23 protein-coding genes are annotated in these 26,288 nt (G+C 71.6%); 19 read left to right on the forward strand and 4 right to left on the reverse strand.

Annotation, left to right across the window (positions count from 1 at the left end; all coding sequences use genetic code 11):
* The first annotated feature begins 147 nt into the window (after positions 1-147).
* The 15 genes from HUN59_RS07485 (at position 148) to HUN59_RS07555 (ending at position 16,733) form a co-directional block, all read left to right on the forward strand.
* On the forward strand, positions 148-2,493 hold the full coding sequence (locus HUN59_RS07485; protein ID WP_174777986.1) for an alpha/beta hydrolase: 2,346 nt from the start codon (positions 148-150) through the stop codon (positions 2,491-2,493).
* A 297-nt stretch (positions 2,494-2,790) separates the two neighbouring features.
* Complete coding sequence (locus tag HUN59_RS19365; RefSeq protein ID WP_217483630.1) at positions 2,791-3,132, forward strand: hypothetical protein; 342 nt, start codon at positions 2,791-2,793, stop codon at positions 3,130-3,132.
* Positions 3,133-3,203: 71 nt separating this feature from the next.
* Positions 3,204-3,677: a hypothetical protein gene (locus HUN59_RS07495; protein ID WP_174777988.1), complete on the forward strand. Its 474-nt coding sequence runs from the start codon at positions 3,204-3,206 to the stop codon at positions 3,675-3,677.
* 265 nt (positions 3,678-3,942) lie between these two features.
* Complete coding sequence (locus tag HUN59_RS07500) at positions 3,943-5,016, forward strand: BMP family lipoprotein (protein ID WP_058742724.1); 1,074 nt, start codon at positions 3,943-3,945, stop codon at positions 5,014-5,016.
* A gap of 82 nt (positions 5,017-5,098) precedes the next feature.
* Positions 5,099-6,619: an ABC transporter ATP-binding protein gene (locus tag HUN59_RS07505; protein WP_144804266.1), complete on the forward strand. Its 1,521-nt coding sequence runs from the start codon at positions 5,099-5,101 to the stop codon at positions 6,617-6,619.
* Positions 6,620-6,668: 49 nt separating this feature from the next.
* Complete coding sequence (locus HUN59_RS07510; protein ID WP_217483631.1) at positions 6,669-8,048, forward strand: ABC transporter permease; 1,380 nt, start codon at positions 6,669-6,671, stop codon at positions 8,046-8,048.
* On the forward strand, positions 8,045-9,331 hold the full coding sequence (locus HUN59_RS07515) for an ABC transporter permease (RefSeq protein WP_174777989.1): 1,287 nt from the start codon (positions 8,045-8,047) through the stop codon (positions 9,329-9,331). The genes HUN59_RS07510 and HUN59_RS07515 overlap by 4 nt, the downstream gene beginning before the upstream one ends.
* 19 nt (positions 9,332-9,350) lie before the next feature.
* Positions 9,351-9,863, forward strand: a complete 513-nt coding sequence (locus HUN59_RS07520) for a cytidine deaminase (protein ID WP_174777990.1) — start codon at positions 9,351-9,353, stop codon at positions 9,861-9,863.
* A gap of 1 nt (position 9,864) precedes the next feature.
* Entirely contained in the window at positions 9,865-11,154 is a 1,290-nt protein-coding gene (locus HUN59_RS07525) for a thymidine phosphorylase (protein ID WP_174777991.1), read from the forward strand.
* Between the two features lie 38 nt (positions 11,155-11,192).
* Positions 11,193-12,305 carry an adenosine deaminase gene (locus tag HUN59_RS07530; protein ID WP_174777992.1) on the forward strand — a complete coding sequence of 371 codons (1,113 nt, stop codon included), beginning with the start codon at positions 11,193-11,195 and terminating at the stop codon, positions 12,303-12,305.
* Positions 12,306-12,308: 3 nt separating this feature from the next.
* The gene (locus tag HUN59_RS07535) at positions 12,309-12,755 is read left to right on the forward strand and encodes a PTS sugar transporter subunit IIA (protein WP_058742376.1); all 447 of its coding nucleotides are present in this window, start codon (positions 12,309-12,311) and stop codon (positions 12,753-12,755) included.
* The gene (locus HUN59_RS07540) at positions 12,752-13,030 is read left to right on the forward strand and encodes a PTS sugar transporter subunit IIB (protein WP_058742375.1); all 279 of its coding nucleotides are present in this window, start codon (positions 12,752-12,754) and stop codon (positions 13,028-13,030) included. Before HUN59_RS07535 ends, HUN59_RS07540 begins: the two co-directional genes overlap by 4 nt.
* 32 nt (positions 13,031-13,062) lie before the next feature.
* A complete protein-coding gene (locus tag HUN59_RS07545) occupies positions 13,063-13,890 on the forward strand; it encodes a purine-nucleoside phosphorylase (RefSeq protein WP_058742374.1) in 828 nt (275 codons plus the stop codon).
* Positions 13,887-15,518, forward strand: a complete 1,632-nt coding sequence (locus HUN59_RS07550; protein WP_174777993.1) for a phospho-sugar mutase — start codon at positions 13,887-13,889, stop codon at positions 15,516-15,518. Before HUN59_RS07545 ends, HUN59_RS07550 begins: the two co-directional genes overlap by 4 nt.
* A 261-nt stretch (positions 15,519-15,779) precedes the next feature.
* Entirely contained in the window at positions 15,780-16,733 is a 954-nt protein-coding gene (locus HUN59_RS07555) for a hypothetical protein (RefSeq protein WP_174777994.1), read from the forward strand.
* A gap of 101 nt (positions 16,734-16,834) precedes the next feature.
* On the opposite strand, the gene HUN59_RS07560 is transcribed toward HUN59_RS07555, so the two are convergent.
* Both HUN59_RS07560 and HUN59_RS07565 read right to left on the reverse strand, forming a co-directional pair.
* Positions 16,835-18,613 (reverse strand): acetyl/propionyl/methylcrotonyl-CoA carboxylase subunit alpha, encoded by a 1,779-nt coding sequence (locus tag HUN59_RS07560; RefSeq protein ID WP_114849624.1) that lies wholly within the window; start codon positions 18,611-18,613, stop codon positions 16,835-16,837.
* A gap of 79 nt (positions 18,614-18,692) precedes the next feature.
* Positions 18,693-19,490: a Maf family protein gene (locus HUN59_RS07565; protein ID WP_174777995.1), complete on the reverse strand. Its 798-nt coding sequence runs from the start codon at positions 19,488-19,490 to the stop codon at positions 18,693-18,695.
* 14 nt (positions 19,491-19,504) lie between these two features.
* Here HUN59_RS07565 and HUN59_RS07570 point away from each other — a divergent pair, with 14 nt between their 5' ends.
* The 4 genes from HUN59_RS07570 to HUN59_RS07585 all read left to right on the forward strand — a co-directional run bounded on the left by HUN59_RS07570 (position 19,505) and on the right by HUN59_RS07585 (position 23,915).
* The gene (locus HUN59_RS07570) at positions 19,505-20,764 is read left to right on the forward strand and encodes a class I SAM-dependent RNA methyltransferase (RefSeq protein WP_174777996.1); all 1,260 of its coding nucleotides are present in this window, start codon (positions 19,505-19,507) and stop codon (positions 20,762-20,764) included.
* A 128-nt stretch (positions 20,765-20,892) separates the two neighbouring features.
* Positions 20,893-21,609, forward strand: coding sequence for a response regulator transcription factor (locus HUN59_RS07575; RefSeq protein ID WP_058742367.1), 717 nt, complete (start codon positions 20,893-20,895; stop codon positions 21,607-21,609).
* A gap of 3 nt (positions 21,610-21,612) precedes the next feature.
* Positions 21,613-22,854, forward strand: coding sequence for a sensor histidine kinase (locus HUN59_RS07580; RefSeq protein WP_174777997.1), 1,242 nt, complete (start codon positions 21,613-21,615; stop codon positions 22,852-22,854).
* Positions 22,851-23,915 carry a hypothetical protein gene (locus tag HUN59_RS07585; protein ID WP_174777998.1) on the forward strand — a complete coding sequence of 355 codons (1,065 nt, stop codon included), beginning with the start codon at positions 22,851-22,853 and terminating at the stop codon, positions 23,913-23,915. The genes HUN59_RS07580 and HUN59_RS07585 overlap by 4 nt, the downstream gene beginning before the upstream one ends.
* Positions 23,916-24,370: 455 nt before the next feature.
* Here the strand turns inward: HUN59_RS07585 and HUN59_RS07590 are convergent, their stop codons facing one another.
* The gene (locus HUN59_RS07590; protein WP_174777999.1) at positions 24,371-24,628 is read right to left on the reverse strand and encodes an acyl-CoA carboxylase subunit epsilon; all 258 of its coding nucleotides are present in this window, start codon (positions 24,626-24,628) and stop codon (positions 24,371-24,373) included.
* The gene (locus HUN59_RS07595) at positions 24,625-26,220 is read right to left on the reverse strand and encodes an acyl-CoA carboxylase subunit beta (RefSeq protein ID WP_058742365.1); all 1,596 of its coding nucleotides are present in this window, start codon (positions 26,218-26,220) and stop codon (positions 24,625-24,627) included. The genes HUN59_RS07590 and HUN59_RS07595 overlap by 4 nt, the downstream gene beginning before the upstream one ends.
* Between the last annotated feature and the right edge of the window lie 68 nt (positions 26,221-26,288).

A 26,288-nucleotide genomic window follows, 5' to 3' on the forward strand; every position in this document is an offset into this window, starting at 1 on the left:
CGACGCTGCGGATGCGCGTGCGCTCGCACGCGTTGCGCGACGAGCAGCCGACGCGTTGCGGGGGCCGGGGGTCCGCGGTCGGACGCCGTCGCATCCGCACTCGACGACTTCGAAGGGTCGTACGCCGAGCGGTTCCGGAGCGCCGCGGTGGTCGAGGCTGAGGACCGGGCGCGGTTGGCGGGGGTGCTGGTCGACCTCGCCGACCAGGTCGACGCCGAGGTCGCTGCTGCTGAGCGTGAACGGGAGCGGCAGCGTGACCACGCTGCGTGGAAGGCACGTGCCGCTGACCGGGAACGGGCGGCGTCCGTGGCCGAGGCCTTCGCCGGCGCTGCAGGGCGATCGCTTGTCGATGCGTGGGAGAACGTCACCGACCGCGAGCCGTCGACCGAACCCGGACCGAGGCCGGAAGTCGACGCCGAGTTCCGGGGACGCGAGCGTGCGCGCTACGGCGGCGGGGTGAGTCGTGGCAGGAGTTCTGCCGACCCGAGCGCGCTCCGGGCCTTCGTCACGACCCTTTCCGGACTGGACACCGGCGCGTCGGCCGACTCCGAGCGGGTGCGATCGGCATGGTCGTCGTTTCGGTCTTCCTGCGCCTGGGTCGCGGTCGACCGCGCGAGCATGCCGGCGGGCTTCGAGCGGTACGTGCGGGAGAACGACGAAGACCGGAGCTGGATCGGCAGGATCGCCGACGCCTTCGAGGTCGCCGGCGGCGGTGGATCGCTGTCGAACGTCGCCCTCGACATCGCCGCGACCGGACAGGCGGCGCCTGCCCTCCGGCAGCTGTTCGCCGACGGCCTGACGCCGGCAGAGGTCGCAGAGCGGTGGGGCGCGCTCGGGCTGACGACGGCCGACACCGGCGTGTTCGACGCGCTGCCGACGGACGTGCTCGCGCGACTCGGCAACCTCGAAGGTGCCCCGTACTGGGCGCGGAGCACTGCGAACTCGCTCGTGCTGAACCAGCGGCTCGTCGACGTGGAGCGCCAGATCGAGGAGCTGGAGGGGACAGTGGCAGCGGCTGGGGACGGCTCACGGGCGTTGGCCCGGGAACTCACGGCGCTGTACGCGGACCGCAAGGCCGTGCGCAACATCAACGCGGCGTTGACGAAGAAGGGTTCGGACGGCAAGCGCTTCCTCATTGCGCTCACCGGTGATCGACCGCCGCTGGCTGCCGTCTCGGTCGGCAATCTCGACCGCGCGGAGTCGGTGACCTGGGCTGTTCCAGGCATGAACACGACGTCTGCCGACATGACGATGTGGGCGAAGGGGGCGCAGAACATCTACCAGGAGCAGGCCCGTCGCCCGGGATCACCGACGCACGCGGTCGTCGCTTGGATCGGTTACGAAACCCCTGACGAGAAGGAGGTGCTGTTCATGGGCAAGGCGAAGGCGGGTGGCGCTCAGCTGGCGGACGCACTCCGCGGACTCGAAGCGGTGCGCGCGGGGCAGATGCCCGAGACGAACATCGTGGCGCATTCGTACGGCACGACGGCTGCTGCCGTCGCCCTCGCCGAGCAGGGTGTCCACGTCGATCGTTTCGTCGCATTGGGCTCGGCTGGACTTCCCGACGACCTGCGGTCGGCGTCCGACATCCACGCGGACCACATCTACGCGGCACGCGCGAAGGACGCGCCGACCGGCAAGCAGGGCGTGGGCGACGAGTGGGCCGAGTTCGGACGCGAACAAAGTTACGCACACCACGTCGACCCAACCCGCGATGTCTCCGGTGTGACTGTGTTCGGCGCGGACGGCACGACGGGGGCGGACGGGACGGATCTCGCCCCGGTGCTCCATCACGATCCCTTGAGGAGTGATCTCCACGGCTACCTCGATCGAGGGACCGAGAGTCTGCGCAACGTGGGACTCGCGACCACGGGCCGCGATGCCGAGCTCACACCGGCGACACCAGGATTAGAACCCGGAGAGCACCGAGAGGAGACGAATGTCTGCCGAGCTGACCGTGCGGCGCCGGACGAGCGTTGTTCTGACCCCCCTTGCTCTGATGATCCTCATCGGCGGTTGCACGCAGCACCCTTCGACGACTGCGACACCGACCGAGGAAGGAAGGACGGCCAAGGTGGACTCCGAGACTGCCCAGCGCAAGATGACCGAGATCGTCGACCGGACCGCTGCGGCGCTCGGGGGCGAGTGGGTCACCGCACAGGGGCCGGACTACGTCGACAGCTGCACGCTCCCGGACGGGGGAGAAGGAGCCAACTGGGTGTACCTGGTGACCAGGACGGACGAAGGCGGCGATCCGGACCACGACGCTGCGACGGTCACGGGCGCGTGGCAGTCCGCGGGCATGACGGTCGAACGAGTCGCAGATCCGGACGGCCCGGTGGTCGTCGGACGAGGTGGAGCGTCCACGGCCCTGGTCGATCTGTACGCGTTCCCGGGCAAGTACAGCTTGGAAGCCGAATCGCTCTGCTTCCCAGGGAGCGCCGACGAGATCGAAGAGCAGCAGAGCACCGGGTCCTGAGGCCAGGCGGTTGACTGCCCCGGGGCGAGCCCGCTGGCTGTACCGACCGCTCGATCGAAATGCTGTGACGCGGAGGTGGATGTCGTTGCTGCCTCCGACACCTGGAAGTCCGAACGAGGAAGCCCATGAACGCACGACACCTTGCCTGTCGCACCATCACGGCGACGGCGGCGCTCCTGACACTCGTCGTCGGGATCGCCGGATGTGCCGGGCAGCAGCGTGACACGACCAGACCGAGCGAGAGGACGCAGTCCGTGGACGCAGATACTGCAAAGCGAACCATGATCGACATCGTCGACTAGACGACCGCTGTGCTCGGCGGCGATCGGGAGATGCGTACGTCTCCCGACTACGTCGAAAGCTGCCAGCTGTCGAGTGACGAAGACGGAGCCCGGTGGGTGTACCGCGTTGCCCGATCAGGGTCCGGTGACGCTGATGCGGACGCTGCTGCTGCCTCGGACATCTGGACGTCCGCCGGTATGACCGTTGACCGACTTGCTGACACCAACGGGCCGGCGTTGGTTGCTCGCGGCGGCGATCGTGTCGAGACGATCCGTCTTTCCGCCTTCCCCGACAACTACCGCATCCAAGCGCTCTCGATCTGCTTCGCTGGCGACGCAGACGAGATCGAGGAGCGGCAGGCCGAAGCATGACGCGCCCTGCAGTGTCACCGCTGTCTCGGCCACGATCGACCGGCGCACGGAATGTCGCGACCGTCGTCGCCGTGTCCGCGGTCGCCGGACTGCTGACCGGATGCGTGCGCATCCCCTCGGACGCGCGGGTGACATCTGACGGCCCGGCGGCCGACGCCGGCAGCGCCGAGCAGCACATGATCGCGGCGGTGGACGACGCCACAGCCCGTCTCGGTGGGGTGTGGAAGCCCCGGACCGGCCCCGACTACGCCGAGGACTGTGTGTTGCCCGACGGCGAACAGGGCGCGCGCTGGCGGTACCTGACGGGCAGCGAGCTCGCGGGGGACCCGACGGCCGACGGGGCCCGGATGGCGGACCACTGGCGGGCCCAGGGGATGGAGGTCGTCGTCCGCGACTCGGAGGACGGCCCCGCGGTGTTCGGGAGCGGCGACGACATCGCCGGCATCAGCGTGTACGCGTACTCGGGGAACTCCACAGTTCAGGCCCTCTCACGGTGCTTCCCGGGCGACGCCGAACGGATCATGGAGCAGCTGTCCGACGAGTGATCGCTCCGCGGATGACGATTCCGTGCACGGCCCCCGATCCTCAGCGTCGGCTGTAGCGCTCCACCACGAAATCTCGCCGCGACCCCCGAAGTGGGGTCGACAGCGTGGCCTCCGGTTACGGGCCTGTTTCCACGGGGTCGCGATCCCGTAACTGATCCCAGCGGTCCCTCAGGGGCGTTCTGTACCGGCCCGACGGTCGTGTACTGTCGCCACGATCGCCCGGAACGCACGTGGTCCGGGCACCGCTCCCCGGAGGAACCAACCCGTGACATCTCGTACCCGCCAGGTCCTGCTCAGCGGCCTCGCCCTCGCCGGCACCGTGGCAGTCCTCGCCGGCTGCTCGGCCGCCCCGTCCGAAACCGCGACGTCGAAGAAGAGCGACTTCCGCCCCTGCATGGTCTCCGACGCCGGTGGCTTCGACGACAAGTCGTTCAACCAGCTCGGCTTCGAGGGCATGAAGGACGCCGCGGCCGACCTCGGTGCGACGTACAAGTCGGCCGAGTCGAAGGACGCCACGGTCTACGACTCGAACATCCAGCAGCTCGTCGGCCAGAACTGCAACCTCATCGTAACGGTCGGCTTCAACCTCGCCGACGCCACGAAGAAGCAGGCCGCGGCGAACCCCGACACCGACTTCGCGATCATCGACGACAACTCGATCGACGCCAAGAACGTCAAGCCGATCACGTTCGACACCTCGCAGGCGGCGTTCCTCGCCGGCTACGCGGCCGCGTCGTACTCGAAGTCCGGCGTCGTCGGCACCTTCGGCGGCATGCAGATCCCGACCGTCACCATCTTCATGGACGGCTTCGCGGACGGCGTGAAGTACTACAACGAGCAGAAGAAGAAGGACGTCAAGGTCGTCGGCTGGGACGTCGACAGCCAGAAGGGCTCCTTCACCGGTGGCTTCGACGCCGGCACGCAGGCGAAGGCCGTGGCGCAGACGCTCCTCGACCAGAACGCCGACGTGATCCTGCCCGTCGGTGGCCCGATCTACCAGTCGGCTGCCGAGGCGATCAAGGACGCGAACAACGGTTCGGTCCTGATCGGTGCGGACAGCGACCTGTACGAGGCAGACCCGCGCTACAAGGACATCGCGTTCACGTCCGTCGAGAAGGGCATGCGCCCGGCCGTCAAGGACGTCGTCGAGCAGGCCGCGGACGGCAAGTACTCGAACACCCCGTACGTCGGCACCCTGAAGAACGACGGTGTCGGCATCGCGCCGTTCCACGACTACTCGTCGAAGGTCGACTCCGGCCTGCAGGGCGAGCTGGACAAGATCAAGTCGGGCATCATCGACGGCTCGATCACGGTCGAGACCAAGGCGACCGTCAAGTAGCACGACCGATGCGGGCGGGGGACGAGTCCTCCGCCCGCATCGACGTGTCCACAGCACCACCGACAGGAACAGACCCCGGAACATGAAGCTCGAACTCCGTGGCATCACGAAGCGGTTCGGACCACTCGTCGCCAACGACCACATCTCGCTCACCGTCGAGCCGGGTGAGGTCCACTGCCTCCTCGGCGAGAACGGCGCGGGCAAGTCCACGCTCATGAACGTCCTCTACGGCCTCTACCAGGCCGACGAGGGCGAGATCCTCCTGGACGACGTCGTCCAGGACTTCGACGGACCCGGCGACGCGATGCGCGCCGGCATCGGCATGGTGCACCAGCACTTCATGCTCGTGCCCGTCTTCACCGTCGCCGAGAACGTCATGCTCGGCCAGGAGCAGACCTCCTTCGGCGGCCGACTCGACCTCGCCGGGGCCCGCGCCCGCGTTCGGGAGATCAGCGACCGCTTCGGCTTCGACGTCGACCCCGACGCCCGGGTCGAGGACCTGCCCGTCGGCGTGCAGCAGCGCGTCGAGATCATCAAGGCGCTGTCCCGCGACGCCAAGGTCCTGGTGTTCGACGAGCCGACGGCCGTCCTCACGCCGCAGGAGACCGACGAGCTGATGGGCATCATGCGCCAGCTCCGCGAGGCCGGCACCGCGATCGTCTTCATCACGCACAAGCTCCGCGAGGTCCGCGAGGTCGCCGATCGCATCACGGTCATCCGCCTCGGCGCCGTCGTGGGCGAGGCATCGCCGACGGCGACGAACAACGAGCTGGCCGCCCTGATGGTCGGCCGTGCCGTGTCGCTCGTGGTCGACAAGGCACCGGCGACCGGCGGGGACGACGCGCTCGTCGTCGAGCACCTGACGGTCACCGACCCCTCGGGCGTGGTCCTCGTCGACGACGTCTCGTTCACGGTCCGCCGCGGCGAGGTGCTCGCGATCGCGGGCGTCCAGGGCAACGGGCAGACCGAGCTCACCGAGGCGATCATCGGCCTCGAGCCCGTGCACGCCGGTCGGGTCACCCTCGACGGCAAGGAGCTCACCGGGCGCACCGTCAAGCAGGTGCTCGACGCGGGTGTCGGCTTCGTGCCCGAGGACCGCAAGGAGGACGGCCTGGTCGGCGAGTTCACCATCGCGGAGAACCTCATGCTCGACCGCGCCGACCACGACGAGTTCGTCCGCGCCGGCACGATCCGCTCCGCCGAGCGCGACGCGTTCGCGGACGAGAAGATCGCCGAGTTCGACATCCGCACGCCGTCCCGCACGACGGCGGCCGGCCGGCTGTCCGGCGGCAACCAGCAGAAGATCGTCCTCGCCCGCGAGCTCAGCCGCGAGCTCCGGCTCTTCGTCGCCGCGCAGCCCACACGCGGCATCGACGTCGGGTCCATCGAGTTCGTCCACAAGCGCATCGTCGCCACACGCGACACCGGCGTCCCGGTCATCGTCGTCTCCACGGAGCTCGACGAGGTCGTGGCGCTCGCCGACCGGATCGCGGTCATGTACCGCGGCGGCATCGTCGGCATCGTCCCCGCGGACACCCCGCGCGACGTCCTCGGCCTCATGATGGCCGGGGAACTCCCCGAAGGAACGGAACAGGTCGCATGATGGCCGCCGAACTCGCAGCAACCACAGCAGAAGGAACGGAGCTGGCAGCGTGAGCACCCCCACGCCGGACGACACGACGCGACCGGCGACCCCGGCCCCCGCGTCGGACGACACGACGCGACCGGCGACCCCGGCCACCACGCCCACCGACGACCGTCTGCAGGACACCGAGGCCACCCCGCACCTGATGACCGACTCCGCCGCCGACTCCGAGCGGCGCGCGGGCGGCGACCGGTGGCGGGCCGCGGCGCAGCAGATCGTGAACGGCTCCGTGCTCGTGACGGTCCTGGCCGTCGTCCTCGCCCTGGTGGCCTGCGGCATCCTGATCGCGGTCACCGACGAGAACGTCCGCACCGCCGCCGGGTACTTCTTCGCCCGGCCGACGGACACCCTGCAGGCGATCGGCACCTCGGTCGGCGGCGCCTACGCGTCGCTCTTCCAGGGCTCGGTGATCAACTTCGGGGCACCGTCCTTCGCGCAGGCCATCGTGCCGATCACGCGCTCGGTCGACTACGCCGTGCCGCTGATCGCCGCCGGTCTCGGCATCGCGCTGTCGTTCCGCGCCGGCCTGTTCAACATCGGCGGCCAGGGGCAGATCCTGATGGGCGCCGCGGCGGCCGGCTGGGTCGGCTTCTCGTTCGACGGCCCCGCCGCGCTGCACATCCCGCTCACCGTCCTCGCCGGCATCGTCGGCGGTGCGGTCTGGGGTGGCATCGTCGGCGTGCTCAAGGCCCGGACGGGTGCGAACGAGGTGGTCGTCACGATCATGCTCAACTACGTCGCGCTCTACCTGGTCAGCTTCCTGCTCCGCACCCCGGGTCTCCTGCAGGCCCCGGGGAGCGCGAACCCGATCTCGCCGGCGACGAAGGACAGCGCGGTCTTCCCGGCGCTCTTCGGTCCGCGGTACGGGATCAACCTCGGGTTCGTCGTGGCGATCATCGCGGTCGTCGTCGTGTGGTGGCTCGTGAACAAGTCGTCGCTCGGCTTCCGCTTCCGTACCATCGGCGAGAACCCCCGCGCGGCCCGTGTGGCCGGCATGAGCGTCCCCGCGCTCACGATCTGGGTGCTCGTGATCTCCGGCGCGCTCGTCGGCATCGCCGGCGCGTACCAGGTGCAGGGTGCGGTGACCTCGGGCTTCACGTCCGGGATCGACGCCGGCATCGGCTTCGACGCGATCACGGTCGCACTCCTCGGCCGCTCGAAGCCGTGGGGCGTGTTCTGGGCGGCGATCCTGTTCGGTGTCCTGAAGAACGGCGGCTACGCCATGCAGGCCGCGAACGGCATCCCGATCGACATCGTCGGCGTGATCCAGGCGCTCATCGTCCTCTTCATCGCCGCGCCGCCGCTCGTCCGCGCGATCTTCCGGATCCCGCAGCCGGGAGCCCGCCGCCGTGTCCGCAAGAACAGCAAGAAGGCGGTCGCCGCATGAGCACCATGACCCCCACCGCGGTCCCGGCCCTGCCCGCCGACCGTCCCGTCGAGACGACGCGCAGCTGGAAGACCCCGATCGCGTTCGGCGTCTTCACGCTCCTCGCCCTCGTCCTCTTCGGCTTCGCCCGACGCCCCGGCACCGCGACGTTCCGCCTGGCTTCGGCCGGCGACTTCTTCGCGCTGCCGAACGTCCCGCTGCCGGCCGCCGCCACCGGCGTGGTCGTCATCGTCCTGCTCGCCCTCGCCACCGTGTACGCGGTCGTCGAGACGCGCGGTGCCCGCCGGGTGCCCCTCTGGGTGACCGCGCTCTTCGCGCTGGTCTTCGTCGTCGGCTTCCTCAGCTGGGCCGTCGCCGGTGACTCGATCACCATCCCGGGCATGCTCGTCGGCGCCCTGAGCCTCAGCGTCCCGCTGGTGTTCGGTGCCCTCGGCGGTGTCATCTCGGAGCGCGTCGGCGTCGTGAACATCGCCATCGAGGGCCAGTTCCTCGCCGGCGCGTTCACCTCGGCGATGATCGCCTCGCTCACCGGCTCGGCGTGGGTCGGTCTCGTCGGCGCGCTCGTCGCCGGTGTCCTGGTGTCCTTCGTCCTCGCGGCGTTCAGCATCAAGTACCTCGTCGACCAGGTCATCGTCGGTGTCGTCATCAACGCGTTCATCTCGGGTCTGACCGGCTTCCTGTACTCGCAGGTCCTGTCGCCGAACCAGGGCACGCTGAACGTCGGCATCCGCTTCCCCAAGATCGAGATCCCGCTGCTCCACCAGATCCCGATCATCGGCCCGATCTTCTTCGAGCAGACCGTCGTGGTCTACCTGGCGTACGTCGCCGTCGCGGTCGTCACCTTCGGCCTGTTCAAGACCCGCTGGGGCCTGCGCCTCCGTGCGGTCGGCGAGCACCCGCAGGCAGCCGACACGGTCGGCATCAACGTCCCCAGGACGCGCTTCTGGAACGTCTCGATCGCGGGCGCCGTCGCCGGTCTCGGCGGTGCGTACTTCACGCTCGACGCCGCGGGCGGCTTCACGAAGGACATGACGGCCGGCGCGGGCTACATCGCGCTCGCGGCGGTCATCTTCGGTCGTTGGGACCCGATCCGTGCGACGTTCGCGGCGCTGCTGTTCGGCTTCGCCTCGAACCTGCAGAACACGCTCGCGGCGGTCGGTTCGCCGGTCCCGAGCGAGTTCCTGCTCATGCTGCCCTACGTGGTCACGATCTTCGCGGTCGCCGGCCTGGTCGGACAGTCGCGCGGGCCGGCGGCCGCCGGCAAGCCGTACATCAAGAGCTGACGGACGGGAGGCACGGGTCATGACCGACACGAACGCTGCGGGTGACCAGGCGGTCACCGCGACCGACGGGGCGGACGCCGCCCCGATCCTCCCGGCCGGTGCCGCCGACCCCGGGAACGACGCGGGCCGAGCGGTCGACTGGAGCGTGCTCCGGACCGCGGCCACGGCCGCGATGCGGCGCGCCTACGCGCCCTACTCGTCGTTCCCGGTGGGGGCCGCTGCCCTGACCGACGACGGCCGGGTCGTGTCCGGCTGCAACGTCGAGAACGCGTCGTACGGGGTCACCCTGTGCGCCGAGTGCTCGCTCGTGTCGCAGCTGCACATGACGGGCGGCGGCAAGCTCGTCGCGTTCACGTGCGTGGACGGCGACGGCGCCACCCTGATGCCGTGCGGTCGCTGCCGGCAGCTGCTCTTCGAGCACTCCGCCGAGGGCATGCTGCTCGAGACCGTCTCCGGCATCCGCACCATCGACGAGGTCCTGCCGGACGCCTTCGGGCCCCGGACCCTCGCCACCTACCAGGAAGAGCACTGACATGGCCGTCGAGCCGTTCGACACCGTCGACCTGATCCGCACCAAGCGTTCGGGTGACGCCCTCAGCACGCCCGAGATCGACTGGCTGGTCGACGCGTACACGCGTGGGTACGTCGAGGACCCGCAGATGGCGGCGCTCGCGATGGCGATCTTCCTGAACGGGATGGAGCGTCGGGAGATCAAGGACCTGACGCTCGCGATGATCGCGTCAGGGGAGCGGATGTCGTTCGGCTCGCTCGGCAAGACCACGGTCGACAAGCACTCCACCGGTGGCGTCGGGGACAAGATCACGCTGCCGCTCGCACCGCTCGTGGCGTCGTTCGGCGTCGCGGTGCCGCAGCTGTCCGGCCGGGGGCTCGGCCACACCGGCGGGACGCTCGACAAGCTCGAGTCGATCCCCGGGTGGCAGGCGTCGATCTCGAACGACCGGATGATGCAGGTGCTGTCGGACGTCGGTGCGGTCATCTGCGCCGCCGGTTCCGGGCTCGCCCCGGCGGACAAGAAGCTCTACGCGCTGCGGGACATCACCGGCACCGTCGAGTGCATCCCGCTCATCGCGTCGAGCATCATGTCGAAGAAGATCGCCGAGGGCACCGGTGCGCTGGTGCTCGACGTGAAGTTCGGCTCCGGGGCGTTCATGCCGACGTACGAGGCGTCGAAGGAGCTCGCGCAGACGATGGTCGACCTCGGGAACGACGCCGGGGTCGCGACCTCGGCGCTCCTGACCGACATGGAGGTGCCGCTCGGCCTGACGATCGGCAACGCGCTCGAGGTCCGCGAGTCCGTCGAGGTCCTGGCCGGTGGTGGCCCGGCCGACGTGGTGTCGCTGACGGTCGAACTGGCGTCGGAGATGCTGCGGCTCGCCGGTCTGCCGGACGCCGACCCGGCGGCCGCGCTGGCCGACGGCCGGGCGATGGACACCTGGCGCCGGATGATCGAGGCCCAGGGCGGCGACGCGTCCGCGACGCTGCCCGTGGCCCGTGAGCAGCACGTCGTCACGGCGCCCTCGTCCGGGGTCCTGACCGAGCAGCAGGCGCTGCCGTTCGGGGTCGCCGCGTGGCGCCTCGGCGCGGGTCGTGCCCGGGCGCAGGACCCCGTGCAGGCCGGTGCGGGCATCGAGCTGCACGTCAAGCCGGGCGACACGGTCACGGCCGGGCAGCCGCTGTGGACGCTGCACACCGACGAGCCGGCGCGGTTCGAGCGGGCGCTGGAGTCGCTGGAGGGCGCGTGGTCGATCGGGGAGACCGCTCCCGAGCGGGGCCCGATCGTGCGGGAGCGCATCACCGGTTGAGCGCGCGGAAGGTCGGGGCGCACCGATAGCCTGAGGGCATGAGCGCCGACGCCCCGACCTACCGCCTGCCCGACGCCGGGGCGGTCATCGACGACCTGCCCAAGGTCTCGCTGCACGACCACCTCGACGGTGGGCTGCGGCCCGCCACGATCGTCGAGCTCGCGGAGTCGGCGGGTGTCACGCTCCCGACCACCGACCCCGCGGCGCTCGGGGCCTGGTTCGCCGAGCAGTCGAACTCCGGCTCGCTCGTCGAGTACCTGAAGACCTTCGACGTGACCACCTCGGTCATGCAGACCGCGCCGCAGCTGCACCGCGTCGCGAAGGAGTTCGTCGAGGACCTCGTCGCCGACGGCGTGGTCTACGGCGAGGTCCGGTGGGCCCCGGAGCAGCACCTGCGCGGCGGCCTGACGCTCGACGAGACCGTCGAGGCGGTCCAGGCCGGCATCGCCGAGGCGGTCGACGCCGCCGGCGGGTCGATCCGCGTCGGACAGCTCGTCACCGCGATGCGGCACGCCGACCGGTCCCTCGAGATCGCGGAGCTCGCCGTGCGGCACCGCGACCGCGGCGTCGTGGGCTTCGACATCGCGGGGGCCGAAGCCGGGTTCCCGGCGTCGAACCACCGTCCCGCGTTCGAGTACCTGGCATCCGAGCTCTTCCCCGTGACGGTGCACGCCGGCGAGGCCGACGGGCTCGCCTCGATCCGCTCGGCGCTCGTCGACGGCCGGGCGCTCCGCCTGGGCCACGGCGTCCGGATCTTCGAGGACGTCACGCTCTCCGACGCCGGGGACGGCTCGACCCTCGCCGCGCTCGGCGAGGTCGCGTCGTGGGTGCGCGACCGGGAGATCCCGCTCGAGGTCTCGCCGTCGTCGAACCTGCAGACCGGCGCGATCGCGGCGTGGGGCGACGACCTCGCCGACCACCCCTTCGACGTGCTGTACCAGCTCGGCTTCCGGGTCACGGTGAACACCGACAACCGCCTGATGAGCGGCACCACGCTCACGCGCGAGCTGGCCCTGCTGGCGGCGACGTTCGGGTACGACCTCGACGACCTCGCCGCGTTCCAGATCAACGCCGCGCTCGGCTCGTTCCTGCCGCTGGAGGACCGCGAGGAGATCATCGCGACCATCACGGCCGGTCACCAGGAGGCCTAGGACATGCCGTTGCCGCCGCTGCCGGACCCCGCCGTCGTGCTCGGGGCGTCCGCGTCGTCGTGGCGCGCGGCGCTCCGGCTCGCCGGCGACGCCCTCGTCGCCTCCGGTGCCGCCACCGACGCCTACACCGAGGCGATGACCGACCTGGTCGACGAGCACGGTCCGTACATCGTGATCTCGCCCGGACTCGCCTTCGCGCACGCCCGGCCGGGGCCGGCGGTGCTCCGTGACGGGCTCGCCGTCGTGACCCTGCGGGAGCCGGTGGCGTTCGGCCACCCGCACAACGACCCCGTCTCGGTCGTGCTCGGGCTCGCGGTGGCCGAGGTCGGCACGCACCTCGAGTCGATCGGCGAGATCGCGAACCTGTTCAACGACCCGACCGTCACCGGGCGCATCGCGGCGGCGACGTCCGCGGCCGAGGTCCGGGCGATCATGGGAGCACCCGCGTGAAGATCGTGACCATCTGCGGCGCCGGGATCGGCTCGAGCGGCATCCTCAAGGTGAACGCCGAGAAGGCCCTCGACGCCCTCGGACTCGCCGCCACGGTCGAGGCGGCCGACGTCGCCTCGGTGCGGGACGTCGCCGAGGACGCGAACGTGATCCTGACGAGCGCGGAGTTCGTCGAGGCGATCGGCGACACATACGCCGAGGTCATCGTCATCCGCAACCACTTCGACCAGGGCGAGATCACCGCCGCCGTGGACCGGGCGCTCGGGGAGCACTGAGCCGGTCCGTGCCCGCCCTCTAGAGTTGGGGCATGAGCACGGAGAACCCGCTGAACGACCCCGCCGCCGACCCGTTCGAGGTCGCCCGCGACGCCGCCGCCGTCATCGCCGACCGGTCCGGCATCGAGCGGCACGACATCGCCCTGACCCTCGGCTCCGGGTGGGGCAAGGCCGCCGACGTCCTCGGCGAGACGGTGTCCACGATCGACGCGGCCGACGTGCCCGGCTTCAGCGCCTCGGCGGTGCCCGGTCACTCCGGCACGGTCCGCTCGATCCGTCTGCAGGACGGCCGGCACGCGCTGGTCATCGGCGCCCGGACGCACTACTACGAGAACCACGGCGTCCGCCGGGTCGTGCACAGCGTCCGGACGGCCGCGGCCACGGGTGCGTCGATCATGGTGCTGACGAACGGGGCCGGCGGCATCAAGGAGCACTGGACGCCCGGCACCCCGGTCCTCATCAGCGACCACATCAACCTGACCGCCGACAGCCCGCTCGAGGGCGCCACGTTCGTCGACCTGACCGACCTGTACTCGGCACGGCTCCGCGCCGTCGCGAAGACGATCGACCCCTCGCTCGACGAGGGCGTCTACACGCAGTTCCGCGGTCCGCACTACGAGACCCCGGCCGAGGTGCAGATGGCGAAGACGATCGGCGGGCACATCGTCGGCATGTCGACCGCGCTCGAGGCCATCGCCGCGCGCCAGGCGGGCATGGAGGTGCTCGGCTTCTCGCTCATCACGAACCTCGCCGCCGGCATCCAGAAGACCCCGCTGTCGCACGCCGAGGTCCTCGAGGCCGGCAAGCAGGCCGAGCCGGTCATCGCCGACCTGCTCGCGCGCGTGGTGGCGGCCCTGTGAGCGTCGTCGACACCGCCCGCGCCTGGATCGAGCAGGACCCGGACGACGAGACGCGCGCCGAGCTCCAGCGGCTCGTGGACGCCGGGGACACCGACGAGCTGACCGCGCGCTTCGCCGGACGGCTGGCGTTCGGCACGGCGGGGCTCCGCGCCGAGCTCGGTGCCGGCCCGCTCCGGATGAACCGCGTGGTGGTCACCCAGGCCGCGGCCGGTCTGGCACGGTTCCTCGTCGACACCGGCCGGGACCGCAGCGTCGTGATCGGCTACGACGGTCGGGTGAACTCGGACGTCTTCGCGCGGGACTCCGCCGAGGTGATGCGCGGCCTCGGACTCGAGGTCACGCTGCTGCCCTCCGCGCTGCCCACCCCGGTGCTCGCGTTCGCGGTCCGGCACCTCGGTGTCGGCGCCGGTGTGATGGTCACCGCGAGCCACAACCCGCCGCGGGACAACGGCTACAAGGTGTACCTCGGCGGCGACGACGACGGCTCGCAGATCGTGCCGCCGGTCGACGGGGAGATCGCCGCGGCGATCGACGCCGTCGCGGCGGGCGACGTCCGCGACCTCGTCCGCGCGACCGACTACACCGTCGCGGGTCCGGAGCTGGCCGCGGCGTACGTGACCGCGACGGCCGCGACGGTGCCGGCCACGATCCTCCCGTCCGATGCCCAGCCGACGGTGGTCTACACGGCCATGCACGGGGTCGGGTGGGAGACCGCGCGGGCGGTCTTCGCCGCGGCGGGCTTCGCGGAGCCGGTCGTCGTGCCGGAGCAGATCGAGCCGGACGGGGCGTTCCCGACGGTCGCGTTCCCGAACCCGGAGGAGCCGGGCGCGATGGACCTGGCGATCGCGCAGGGCGTCGCCGTCGGCGCGGACCTGGTGATCGCGAACGACCCGGACGCCGACCGGCTCGCGCTCGCGATCCCGGACGGCGCGGGTTCGTTCCGACGCCTGTCCGGCAACGAGGTCGGGTGGCTCCTCGGGTGGCGTGCGGCCTCCCGCGCGGCGGCCGAAGGGCGGACGGGCACGCTCGCCGCGTCGATCGTGTCGTCGCCGGCGCTCGCCCGCGTGGCCGAACGGTACGGGCTCGGCTACCGGGACACCCTGACGGGCTTCAAGTGGGTCTCGCGGGTGCCGTCGCTGGTGTTCGGCTACGAAGAAGCCTTGGGCTACCTCGTCGACCCCGACGTCGTGCGGGACAAGGACGGGATCTCGGCGGCGCTGTCGCTGCTCGACCTCGCCGTGTCGCTCGCTGCGGACGGGCAGACGGTGGCCGACCAGCTCGACGCCTTCGCGGCCGAGTTCGGGGCGTTCGCGTCCGGGCAGGTCGCCACGCGCGTCGACGACCTGTCGCGCATCGGGACGATCATGGCCGCGCTCCGGTCCACCCCGCCGACGACGCTCGGCGGACGGGCCGTCGAGACCGTGACCGACTACGACGCGGGGGTCGAGGGCTTCCCGCCGTCGGACATCCTGCGCTACGACCTGGACGGGGGCGCGCGGGTGATCGTCCGCCCGAGCGGCACCGAACCCAAGGTCAAGGTCTACATCGACACGGTCGCGGACTCGCCCGCCGAGGCCCGTGCGCTCGTCGAGGCCCTCGCCGACAACGTGCGCCCGCTGGTGTCGTAGGGGGCGGGGCGGCCGCGGTCGGTCGGTCGGTCGGTCGCCGGCCGGGGTCGTCCGCACAACGCAAAGCACGCCGCGCCACGCGATCGCATGGCGTGGCGTGCTTCCCCTTGTGCAGGAGCAATCCGCACCATTGCCCGCGCGCACGGCGGCGGCACGAAGGCTCCCTCGCGACTCCTCCACAGCCCAGGTCTGCGGTTCCGGAGTCCACAAGGGAGTGCTGTGCGTCGCCGCGGACATCGGCGCGGTGCCACCGTCGTCTGCATGGCCAGACTCGAGATCGTCGTCGGTGGGGAAGCGGACCCGAGCGGGCGTCGCGGTCGTGGACACCGCGAGCGAGCTCTGCGCGGGGAGCTCGTCCGCGTCGGCCCGGGTCGGTTCGTCCTCGGCGACGAGTGGCGGCGAGCGACACCAGGTGAGCGCCACATCGCCCGGGTCAAGGCCGTGCACGACCGGCTCGCCCCTCGGCTGATCGTGTCACACGCCTCGGCCGCCGCGCTGCACGGGCTGCCGTGGCCTGGAGAGTTCCCCGACTTGGTCGAGGTGATCGATCCGTTGCGGTCGACGGGACAGACGCTGCGTTCCGTCTACAAGCGGCCCGGAGCCGGGCGACAGTTCCGCCTGGCCGAGATGACGGCCACGGGGCGTCGCCTGACGGACCTGGCGACCACCGCGGTCGACCTGGCCATCGCGTACCCGCTCCGGACGAGCGTGCCTGCCCTGGACGCGGTGCTCGCGAGGGGGACGGATCGCGAGCGACTCATCGCGGCACTCGTCGCCGCGCGGCCGGTGCGCCACCGTGCGCGGGCGGAGCGGGCAGTCGCGATCGCAGACGGACGATCCGGGTCTCCGGGCGAGTCGGTGGCTCGGGTCGCGCTCGACGAGGTCGGTGCCCCGCAACCCGAGCTCCAGCACCGGTTCGACGACGACGCGGGGCTGATCGGCTTCGTCGACTTCTGGTTCCCTGAGCAGGGCGTGGTGCTCGAGTACGACGGACGGGTCAAGTACACCGACCCGGCCCTCCGGCGGCCGGGTCAGACGGCGGCGGACGTCGTCGTGGCCGAGAAACGCCGCGAGGACCGGATCCGCCGGTGCCCGGGTGTCAACGGTTTCGGTCGGATCGGGCACGCGGAGACCAAGGACACCGAACTGCTGCGCGAGGTGCTCCGCTCATTGGGCGTCCCGACGACGCGCCCCCGGTTCACGACGGTCCGATGACGACCTTGGTGTCGCGTGCTGGTGCACAACGGAAAGCACACCGCACCGGGCCTTTCGGCGGTGCGGAGTGCTTTCGGTTGTGCGGAGCGAGCGCCCGCGGGCTACGCCAGCTCGAGCAGCACGTGGCCGGACGAGACCGTCTGGCCGACCGGGGCGTTGAGCCCCTTCACGACGCCGTCGCGCGGCGCCTGCACGGGCTGCTCCATCTTCATGGCCTCGAGGACGACGAGCAGGTCGCCCTTCACCACGGTGTCACCCTCGGCGACCGCGAGCTTCACGACGGTGGCCTGCATCGGCGACGTGACGGAGCCCGAGGACGCCAGGCCCCCACGGACCCCGGAGGACCGGCGCTTCGGCGGCGCGGACGGACCGGCGGGGCGACGTCCGGCGGCACCTGCAGCGCCACCGCCGACGATCGACGGCATGGTGACCTCGATGCGCTTGCCCTGGACCTCGACGACGACCGTGTCGCGCTCGGCGGGGGCGGGGAGCTCCTCGGTCGCGCCGGTCCAGGCCGGGATGTCGTTCTGGAAGTCGGTCTCGATCCACTGCGTGTAGACGCTGAACGGCGTCGCGTCGTCGGTGGCGAACGCCGGGTCGGACACGACCGCACGGTGGAAGGGCAGCACGGTCGGCAGGCCGGTGACCTCGAACTCGGCGAGGGCACGACGGGAGCGCTCGAGCGCCTCCTCGCGGGTGGCACCCGTGACGATGAGCTTCGCGAGCATGGAGTCGAACGAGCCGGACACGACGTCGCCGGACACGACACCGGAGTCGACGCGGACGCCCGGGCCCGAGGGGGCGGTGAAGGCGTGCACCGGACCGGGTGCCGGGAAGAAGTTGCGCCCGGGGTCCTCGCCGTTGATGCGGAACTCGAACGAGTGCCCGCGGGGCGCCGGGTCGGCGTAGTCGAGCGTGCCGCCCTCGGCGATGCGGAACTGCTCGCGCACGAGGTCGATGCCCGTCACCTCTTCCGAGACGCAGTGTTCGACCTGCAGGCGGGTGTTCACCTCGAGGAAGGACACCGTGCCGTCGGCGCCGATGAGGAACTCGCACGTGCCGGCACCGACGTAGCCGACCTCGCGCAGGATCGCCTTCGACGACTCGTACAGCCGCGTCTCCTGGTCGGGCGTCAGGTAGGGCGCCGGGGCCTCTTCGACGAGCTTCTGGTGGCGACGCTGCAGCGAGCAGTCGCGCGTGGAGACGATCACGACGTTGCCGTGCTCGTCGGCCAGGCACTGGGTCTCGACGTGGCGCGGCTTGTCGAGGTACTTCTCGACGAAGCACTCGCCACGGCCGAACGCCGCGATGGCCTCGCGCGTGGCGGACTCGAACAGTTCCTCCACCGACTCGCGGGAGCGGACGACCTTCAGGCCTCGGCCGCCGCCGCCGAACGCCGCCTTGATCGCGACGGGCAGCCCGACCTGGTCGACGAAGTCGAACACCTCGGACACGTCCTGCACGGGCTCGATCGTCCCGGGGGCGAGCGGCGCACCGACCTTCTCGGCCACGTGGCGGGCCGAGACCTTGTCACCGAGGCGCTCGATGGACTCGGGCGACGGGCCGATCCAGGTCAGCCCGGCGTCGATCACGGCGCGCGCGAAGTCGGCGTTCTCGGCGAGGAACCCGTAGCCCGGGTGCACGGCGTCGGCGCCGGACCGTCGGGCGACCGAGATGATCTTGTCGATGACGAGGTAGGTGTCGGCGCTCGTGGTGCCGTTCAGCGCGTACGCCTCGTCGGCGAGGCGGGCGTGGAGCGCGTCACGGTCCTGGTCGGCGTAGACCGCGACCGATGCCTTGCCTGCGTCGCGGGCCGCGCGGATGATGCGGACGGCGATCTCGCCGCGGTTCGCGATGAGGACCTTGCTGATACGGGGCATGGTAAGTCAGCGTATTCGTGCGACGGCGGCCCGAATTGACCGGCATCCACAAAGAACCGCGGCGAACAAGTGTGGATGTCTACATCGACCACAGGTCGTGCCACGCGACGCCGAACCCGCGGAGCAGCATCGACCGGAGCACCGGCAGCGACAGGCCCACGACGGCCGAGGGCGCACCGTCGATCCGGGTGATGTACGCCGCGGCCCGTCCGTCGATCGTGAACGCCCCCGCCACCTCGAGCGGTTCGCCCGTCGCGACGTACGCGTCGATCTCGTCCATCGACACGTCGTCGGCGAACGTGAGCACCGCGCTGTCGACCGCGACCACGCGGTCACCGGCGGCGACCAGCGTGGACCCACCGGGCGCGACCGCACCCAGGTGGCCGGCCGGTCCGAGCGGCCCGCCGTCCGACGGGTCCACCTGCCGGACGGGAGGCACGGTGCCGGCCCGCCCCGTGCCTCCCGTCCGGGACGCGGCCGGGTCCGCCGGCCGGTCGGCGCGACGGTCCACCACGCAGTGGCCGCTCCACAGGGTGCCGCCGCCGGCGGCGAGCATCTGCCGCCAGCGTTCGCGGGCGACCGCCGGCTCGTGCGGCTTGCCGTGCAGGACGCCGTCGACCTCGAAGGCGGAGTCGCCGCCGAACACGAACCCGTCGACGGGGGAGCCGGCGACCCGTGCGTCGGCGACCGCGCCGGCCTTGGCGACGGCGAGCATCGCGACGAGCTCGGGACCGGTGAGGTTCCGGCCCAGCGCAGCCGCAGCGGCGGCGACCGCGGCGTCCTCGTCGACGCCCGGGGCGACGAGGACCGGCTCGATGCCGGTCTGCGCCAGGAGTGCGCGGCGGGCGGGGGACGTACTCGCGAGGTACAGACGCATGGGAACATCGAACCATGGGTGAATCCGTCGGCAGGCTGCTCGAACTCGACGTCACCGGGATCGCCCACGGCGGGATCTCGGTGGCACGGCACGAGGGGCGCGTGGTGTTCGTCTCGGACGCCGTCCCGGGCGAGCGCGTCGTCGCCCGCGTGACCGAGGACCGCAAGAAGTCGTTCTGGCGCGCTGACACGGTGTCGGTCGTCACGCCGAGCGAGCACCGCGTGGAGCACGTCTGGCCCGAGGCCGCGCTGGACCGCGACCCGGCCGTGCGTGCGGGCGGTGCCGAGTTCGGACACATCGCACTCGCCCACCAGCGCACGCTGAAGCACGACGTGCTCGTCGACGCCTTCGCGCGCTTCGCCCGGACGGACCTCGTCGAGGCGCTCGGGCACGGCGTCGTGGTCGAGGCGGCCCCCGGCGACGACGCGGCGAACGGTCTCGGCTGGCGCACACGTGTCCGGCTGCACGTCGACGAGGACGGCACCGCCGGCCCGTACGCGTCCCGCTCGCACACGGTCGTGCCGGTGGCCTCGCTGCCGCTCGTCACCGACGTCGTGCAGGGGAGTGCACCGCTCGGCCGCGGGGCGCTGCCAGGCGCGTCGGTCGTGGACGTCCTCGCCCCGAGCGGTGCCGAGGGTGCCCGCCTCGTGATCGACACGCAGGCGCCGACCGTGGTGCGCGAGCTCGTCGGGGAGCGTGCGTTCGCCGTCGACGACACGGGCTTCTGGCAGGTCCACCGTCAGGCCCCGGCGGTGCTGACCGCGGCTGTTCAGGACCTGGTCGACCGCGACCGCGTCGACCCGGAGGGGCAGCACCTGGACCTGTACGGCGGTGTCGGCCTGCTCGCCGCCGCGCTCGGCGACGTCGTCGGGCCCAAGGCGCGCATCACGAGCGTCGAGAGCGCGCCCCGCGCGACGGAGCACGCGCAGGAGAACCTCGCCGAGTGGATCGGCGCCCGTGCCGAGACCGGCCGGGTCGACCGGTGGCTCGCGCGGACCGCCGCCGGTGCGTCCCGGCCCGAGCTGGAGCGCTTCCGCGCCGGCACGGTCGTGCTCGACCCGCCGCGCTCGGGCGCCGGGCGCGAGGTCGTCGTGCAGATCGCCGCGCTCCAGCCGGCGCAGGTCGTCTACGTCGCGTGCGACCCGGTCGCGTTGGCGCGCGACGTCGCGACGTTCGCGGACCTGGGGTACCGGCTCGAGGCGCTGCGGGCGTTCGACCTGTTCCCGCACACGCACCACCTGGAGGCCGTGGCGCGCCTGGTGCCGCTCGCCTGAGGTCGGGTGACGCCGGGTTGCGTGACGCGGTGCACAGGAACCCGGTGGCTGGGTGCATCCTGGGTATCCTTGGTCGGTGATCGCTCCCAGTATCAGGGGCTGGGCGCGCATCGGAACGAGAGGCCACCGTGGCAGCAGACACGAACACCAGCACCGGAGCGACCGGACTCGCGACCAGACCGGTCCGCGTCGCGATCGTCGACGACCACGAGTCCGTGCGACTCGGGATCCAGGCGGCGTGCCAGAACGAGGGCTTCGAGGTGGTGCTCACCGCCGCGAGCGTCCGCGAGTACATCGACCATCTCGACGGGCGTGAGGTCGACGTCGTCGTCCTCGACCTGTCGCTCGGCGACGGCTCGACCGTCACGGCGAACGTGAAGGGTGTGCAGGGCACCGGTTCCGCGGTCCTCGTGCACTCCATCGCCGACCGCGTGGCGAGCGTCCGCGAGGCACTGGCGGCAGGGGCCGCCGGCGTCATCCCGAAGTCCTCGGCGACGAAGACCGTGATGGCCGCCGTCGCGACCGTGGCACGCGGCGACGTCCTCAACAACCTCGAGTGGGCGAGCGCCATCGACGCCGACCGTGACTTCGCGAAGGCCCAGCTCGGCCGCCGGGAGCGGGAGATCCTGCACCTGTACGCGTCCGGCCTGCCGCTCAAGCTCGCCGCCCAGCAGCTCGGCATCGGGTACTCGACCGCGCGGGAGTACCTCGACCGCATCCGCGTGAAGTACGTCGAGGTCGGCCGTCCCGCGCCGACCAAGGTCGACCTGCTCCGTCGTGCGGTCGAGGACGGCATCCTGCCGGGCCTCGACTCGGGCATCGACCCCGACGCGGACGGTCGCTGACCCGTGGCCACCGCGGCCGAGCCCGCGCCGACGCTCGCCGAACCCGCGCCGTTCGGGGTCGACCCGGCGCGTGGCGTCCGGCCGTCGATCACGCAGGCATCGGTCGAGCGGGCGTTCGCGATCCTCATCGCGGTCGCCGCGATCGGCTTCGGGGCGATCAACGTCCCGAACGTGCTGCAGCAGCTCCCGTCGCTCGACCCGTTCTGGGGTCCGCTCGCGGCGGGGCTGCTCGGCGCGTCCTTCCTGTTCGTCGGGGTGTCGGCGTTCGCGCAGCGGCTGGCGCAGATCGCCCAGATCGTGTGTGCCCTGCTCTTCCTCGTCGTGCTGGTGACCTGGCCGCTCACGGTCGTGCACCCGCTCGAGGGGGCCGAGAAGCCGTGGCCGTGGTGGTTCTGCACCGTCGGCTCGACCGCGGCCGCGATGGGCTTCGCGCCGTGGCGGGCGATCGTCTACACCGCGCTCGTCCCCGCCGTGTACGCCTGGGTCGCCTTCTCGCCCCTCGGCGGGTCGGGTGGCCCGCAGGCGCTGCTCGACGGGGCCTTCACCATGATCCTCAGTGGCGCGGTGCTCGTGATCGCCGTCCTGCTGCGGCGCGCGGCGGCGGTGGACGTCGCCCAGGCCACCGCGGTGCGGCGGTACTCATCCGCGATCCGGGAGCACGCGACCGAGGTCGAGCGCGTGCAGGTCGACGCGATCGTGCACGACAGCGTGCTCACGACCCTGCTGTCCGCCGCGCGTGCCGAGACGCCCGAGGCCAAGGCCCTGGCGGCACGGATGGCCCGGAACGCGATCGACCACCTCGGCGCCGCGGCCGCGGACCTGCCCGGCGAGGCACCGCCTGTGTCCGTCCTCGAGCTCCGGGACCGCATCGTCGACGCCCTCGGCACCCTCAGCGCGCCGGTCACCGTGCGGGACGCCCCCGTCGGCGGGCTCCGGATGCCCGCCGTCGCCGCGGACGCGATCGCCTCGGCTGCACTGCAGGCCGCGGTGAACAGCGTGCAGCACGCCGGCGGACCGGACGTCCGGCGCTGGGTCTGCATCGAGCAGCGGGGCGCGTCGGTGCACGTCGAGGTCGGTGACGACGGCGCCGGGTTCGACCTCGCCGCCGTCCCGGCCGCCCGGCTCGGGGTCCGCCGCTCGATCATCGAGCGCGTGCAGGCCGTCGACGGCACGGCACTCGTGCTGAGCAACCCCGGCGCCGGCACTCGCATCCGCCTCGCGTGGAGCTCCGGAGGCCGCTCGTGAGGGTCTCGCTACCCGCCGGGATCGCGATCGGTCTCGCCGCGCTCTTCTCGCTGTTCCACCTCGTCCTCGCCCTGGCGTCGCTGCCACGGGTGAGCGACATCGGCCCGGTGCTCGCGTGCATGGCGCTCTACGCCGCCGCGAGTGCCGTCGCGATCTTCCTGCCGGGGCGGACGCTCCCGGTGTGGGCAGCGTGCTTCTCGCTCGCGACGGCGCTCGTCATGCCCGTGATCGAGGCGCCCGTCATCGACCTCGGGTCCGCGTCGACCTCCACCACGTGGTGGGTCGCGGCGGTCGGCACGCTCATGACGGTCCTGTCCGTCCGTGGGCGCCGCGCCTTCGCGTGGGTCGGCGTCGGGTTCCTGGCCGTGTTCGTCGTCGCGTGGGCGGGTCCCGGACCGGCGCTCAGCAGCCTCGGGGTCGTCGGGAGCCTGTCGTGGGTGGCGATCGCCACGGGCTTCGCGGTCGCCATGGACCGGGCGACGCGCGTGACGCGCGACTTCGTCCGGGCGGAGCAGGAGACCGCCGACTGGCAGGCGGCGCAGGACGCCCACGTGTTCGAGCGGCAGTTCCGGCTCAGCCAGACGACGCGGATGGCCCTGCCGATGCTCGAGCGGGTCATCGAGTCCGGTGGCGACCTCACCCCGGACGAACGCGACGAGTGCCTGCACCTCGAGCAGGCGATCCGGGACGAGATCCGCGGCCGGTCGCTCCTCTCCGACGACGTCCGCGACGAGGTGATGCGCCTCCGTCGCCGCGGCGCCACGGTGCAGCTGCACGACGACGGCGGTCTGGACGACCTGGAGATCGACGACCTGCGACGCGTGCACGCCCGGATCGCCGAGGCCCTGCGGCAGGCGCGGGAGGCCGACAACGTGATCGTGCGCACCGTCGCCGAGGGGTCGGACGCCGCGGTCTCGGTGGTGGGGCTCCGGCTCGACACCGCCGCGAGCGAGTCCGCCGCGCTCGGCGCCGGGCTCGACGACGAGGACGACGAGGACGAGGACGACTCGGTCGTCGTCTGGCTCGAGATCCCGCGGCACGAGACCCTCGACCAGCGCTGAAGCCGGAGGCCGGCACCGCCGGTGAGGACCGCATCACGGAAACGGGGAACGGGCCGGTCCGAGGACCGGCCCGTTCGCGACCCGAGCCTGAGCGACAACCCGAATATCGCCCTGGCTCGTAGCTGGTCGGCGGCGTCGTACCCTAGTCGGCCACCGACCTGCGATGTTCTTCGTAGAAGGACACCGAACACGCACTAGTGTGCCCGTCGCCGAGCGTCGTGTCAGTCGTCATTATGGGGGACAAATTCGCCCACGACGGGCCCGGGCGGGGCTGCGTGCCCCCCGTCTGCGGGCAGACCGGCCGCGACACCGTCCCGACCTGCCCAGCGCACCGCGGGGTGCGTGTCCGCGTGTCCGGGGACGGACAGGGGTACATCGTCGCCCGGATACCCCCGTCAGCACAAGACCCCTGCCGGTGAACGGCGGGGGTCTGTGGGTGGTCCGGACGGTGGCGGTCAGCGCAGGGACCGCGTCCACGCCCCGTGGCCGTGCGGCAGCGGCTGCCGCAGACCGGCGGCCGAGGCGTCCCACCCGGCGCGCGGGGAGACGGTGACCTCGGCGCGACCGAGCGCCGCGGCCTCGTCGGCCTGACGCTGCAGCACCGCGACGACCGCGGCGAGTTCCTCGGCCGAGGGGTCGCCGGACACGACACGGACGTCCGCGACGGTCGCCGGGGCGTCCGTCGGGACCGCCGCCGCGTGCTTGCCGCTCACAGCGGGATGTTCCCGTGCTTCTTCGGCGGCAGCGACGCGCGCTTGCCCCTGAGCGCCCGCAGCGCCTTGACGACGGACACGCGGGTGGCGTGCGGCTGGATGATGCCGTCGAGCTCACCGCGCTCCGCCGCCAGGTACGGCGACGCGACGTTGTAGGTGTACTCGTTCGCGAGCTTCGCGCGCACCGCGGCGACGTCCTCGCCGGACTCCTCGGCGCGCTTGATCTCCGCGCGGTAGAGGATGTTCACGGCGCCCTGACCGCCCATCACGGCGATCTCGGCGGTCGGCCAAGCCAGGTTGATGTCGGCACCGAGCTGCTTCGAGCCCATCACGATGTACGCGCCGCCGTAGGCCTTGCGGGTGATGACGGTGACGAGCGGGACGGTGGCCTCGGCGTAGGCGTAGAGCAGCTTCGCGCCGCGGCGGATGACGCCGGTCCACTCCTGGTCGGTGCCGGGCAGGTACCCGGGGACGTCGACGAGGGTCAGGATCGGGATGCCGAACGCGTCGCAGAACCGCACGAAGCGGGCGGCCTTCTCGCCGGCGTCGATGTTCAGCGTGCCGGCCATGGCCTGCGGCTGGTTCGCGATGATGCCGACCGTGCGACCCTCGACCCGACCGAAGCCGACGAGGATGTTCGGCGCGAAGAGCGGCTGCACCTCGAGGAACTCGCCGTCGTCGACGACGTGCTCGATGATCGTCGTGACGTCGTACGGCTGGTTCGTGGAGTCCGGGATGACGGTGTCGAGCTCGTGGTCCGCGTCGGTGGTCTCGAGCTCGGGCAGGACGTCGTACGCGGGAGCGTCGGAGAGGTTGTTGTCCGGCAGGAACCCGATGAGCGAGCGGGCGTAGTCGAGCGCGTCGGTCTCGTCCTCGGCCAGGTAGTGCGCGACGCCGGACACCGCGTTGTGGGTCTGCGCGCCGCCGAGCTCCTCGAAGCCAACGTCCTCGCCCGTGACGGTCTTGATGACGTCCGGGCCGGTGACGAACATGTGGCTCGTCTTGTCGACCATGATCACGAAGTCCGTGAGGGCGGGGGAGTACACCGCACCGCCGGCCGCCGGGCCCATGACGATCGAGATCTGCGGGATGACCCCGGACGCCTGGGTGTTCAGGCGGAAGATCTCGCCGTACTTGCCGAGCGCGACGACGCCCTCCTGGATGCGCGCGCCGCCCGAGTCGAGGATGCCGATGATCGGCACGCCGGTCTTCAGCGCGTGCTGCATCACCTTGATGATCTTCTCGCCGGCGACCTCGCCGAGGGAGCCGCCGAAGACCGTGAAGTCCTGCGCGTACACCGCGACGTTCCGGCCGTGGATCGTGCCGACACCGGTGACGACGGCGTCACCGTAGGGGCGCTTGGCGTCCATGCCGAACGCGGTGGTGCGGTGGCGGACGAACTCGTCGAACTCGACGAACGAGTTGTCGTCGAGGAGCTGCTCGATGCGCTCGCGGGCGGTGCCCTTGCCCTTCGCGTGCTGCTTCGCGATGGCGGCCTCGCCCGCGGCGGTCACGGCCTCGTGGTAGCGGTCGCGCAGGTCCGCGAGGCGACCGGCCGTCGTCGAGAGGTCGGGGGTGTCTCCTGTGGTCACCCGCTCACCCTACCGGCGGGCCGTACGGCCCCGGTTGGAGGACCCCCACGGTTCCTGCCCGTACATTT

The sequence above is a fragment of the Curtobacterium sp. Csp2 genome, from assembly GCF_013347165.1.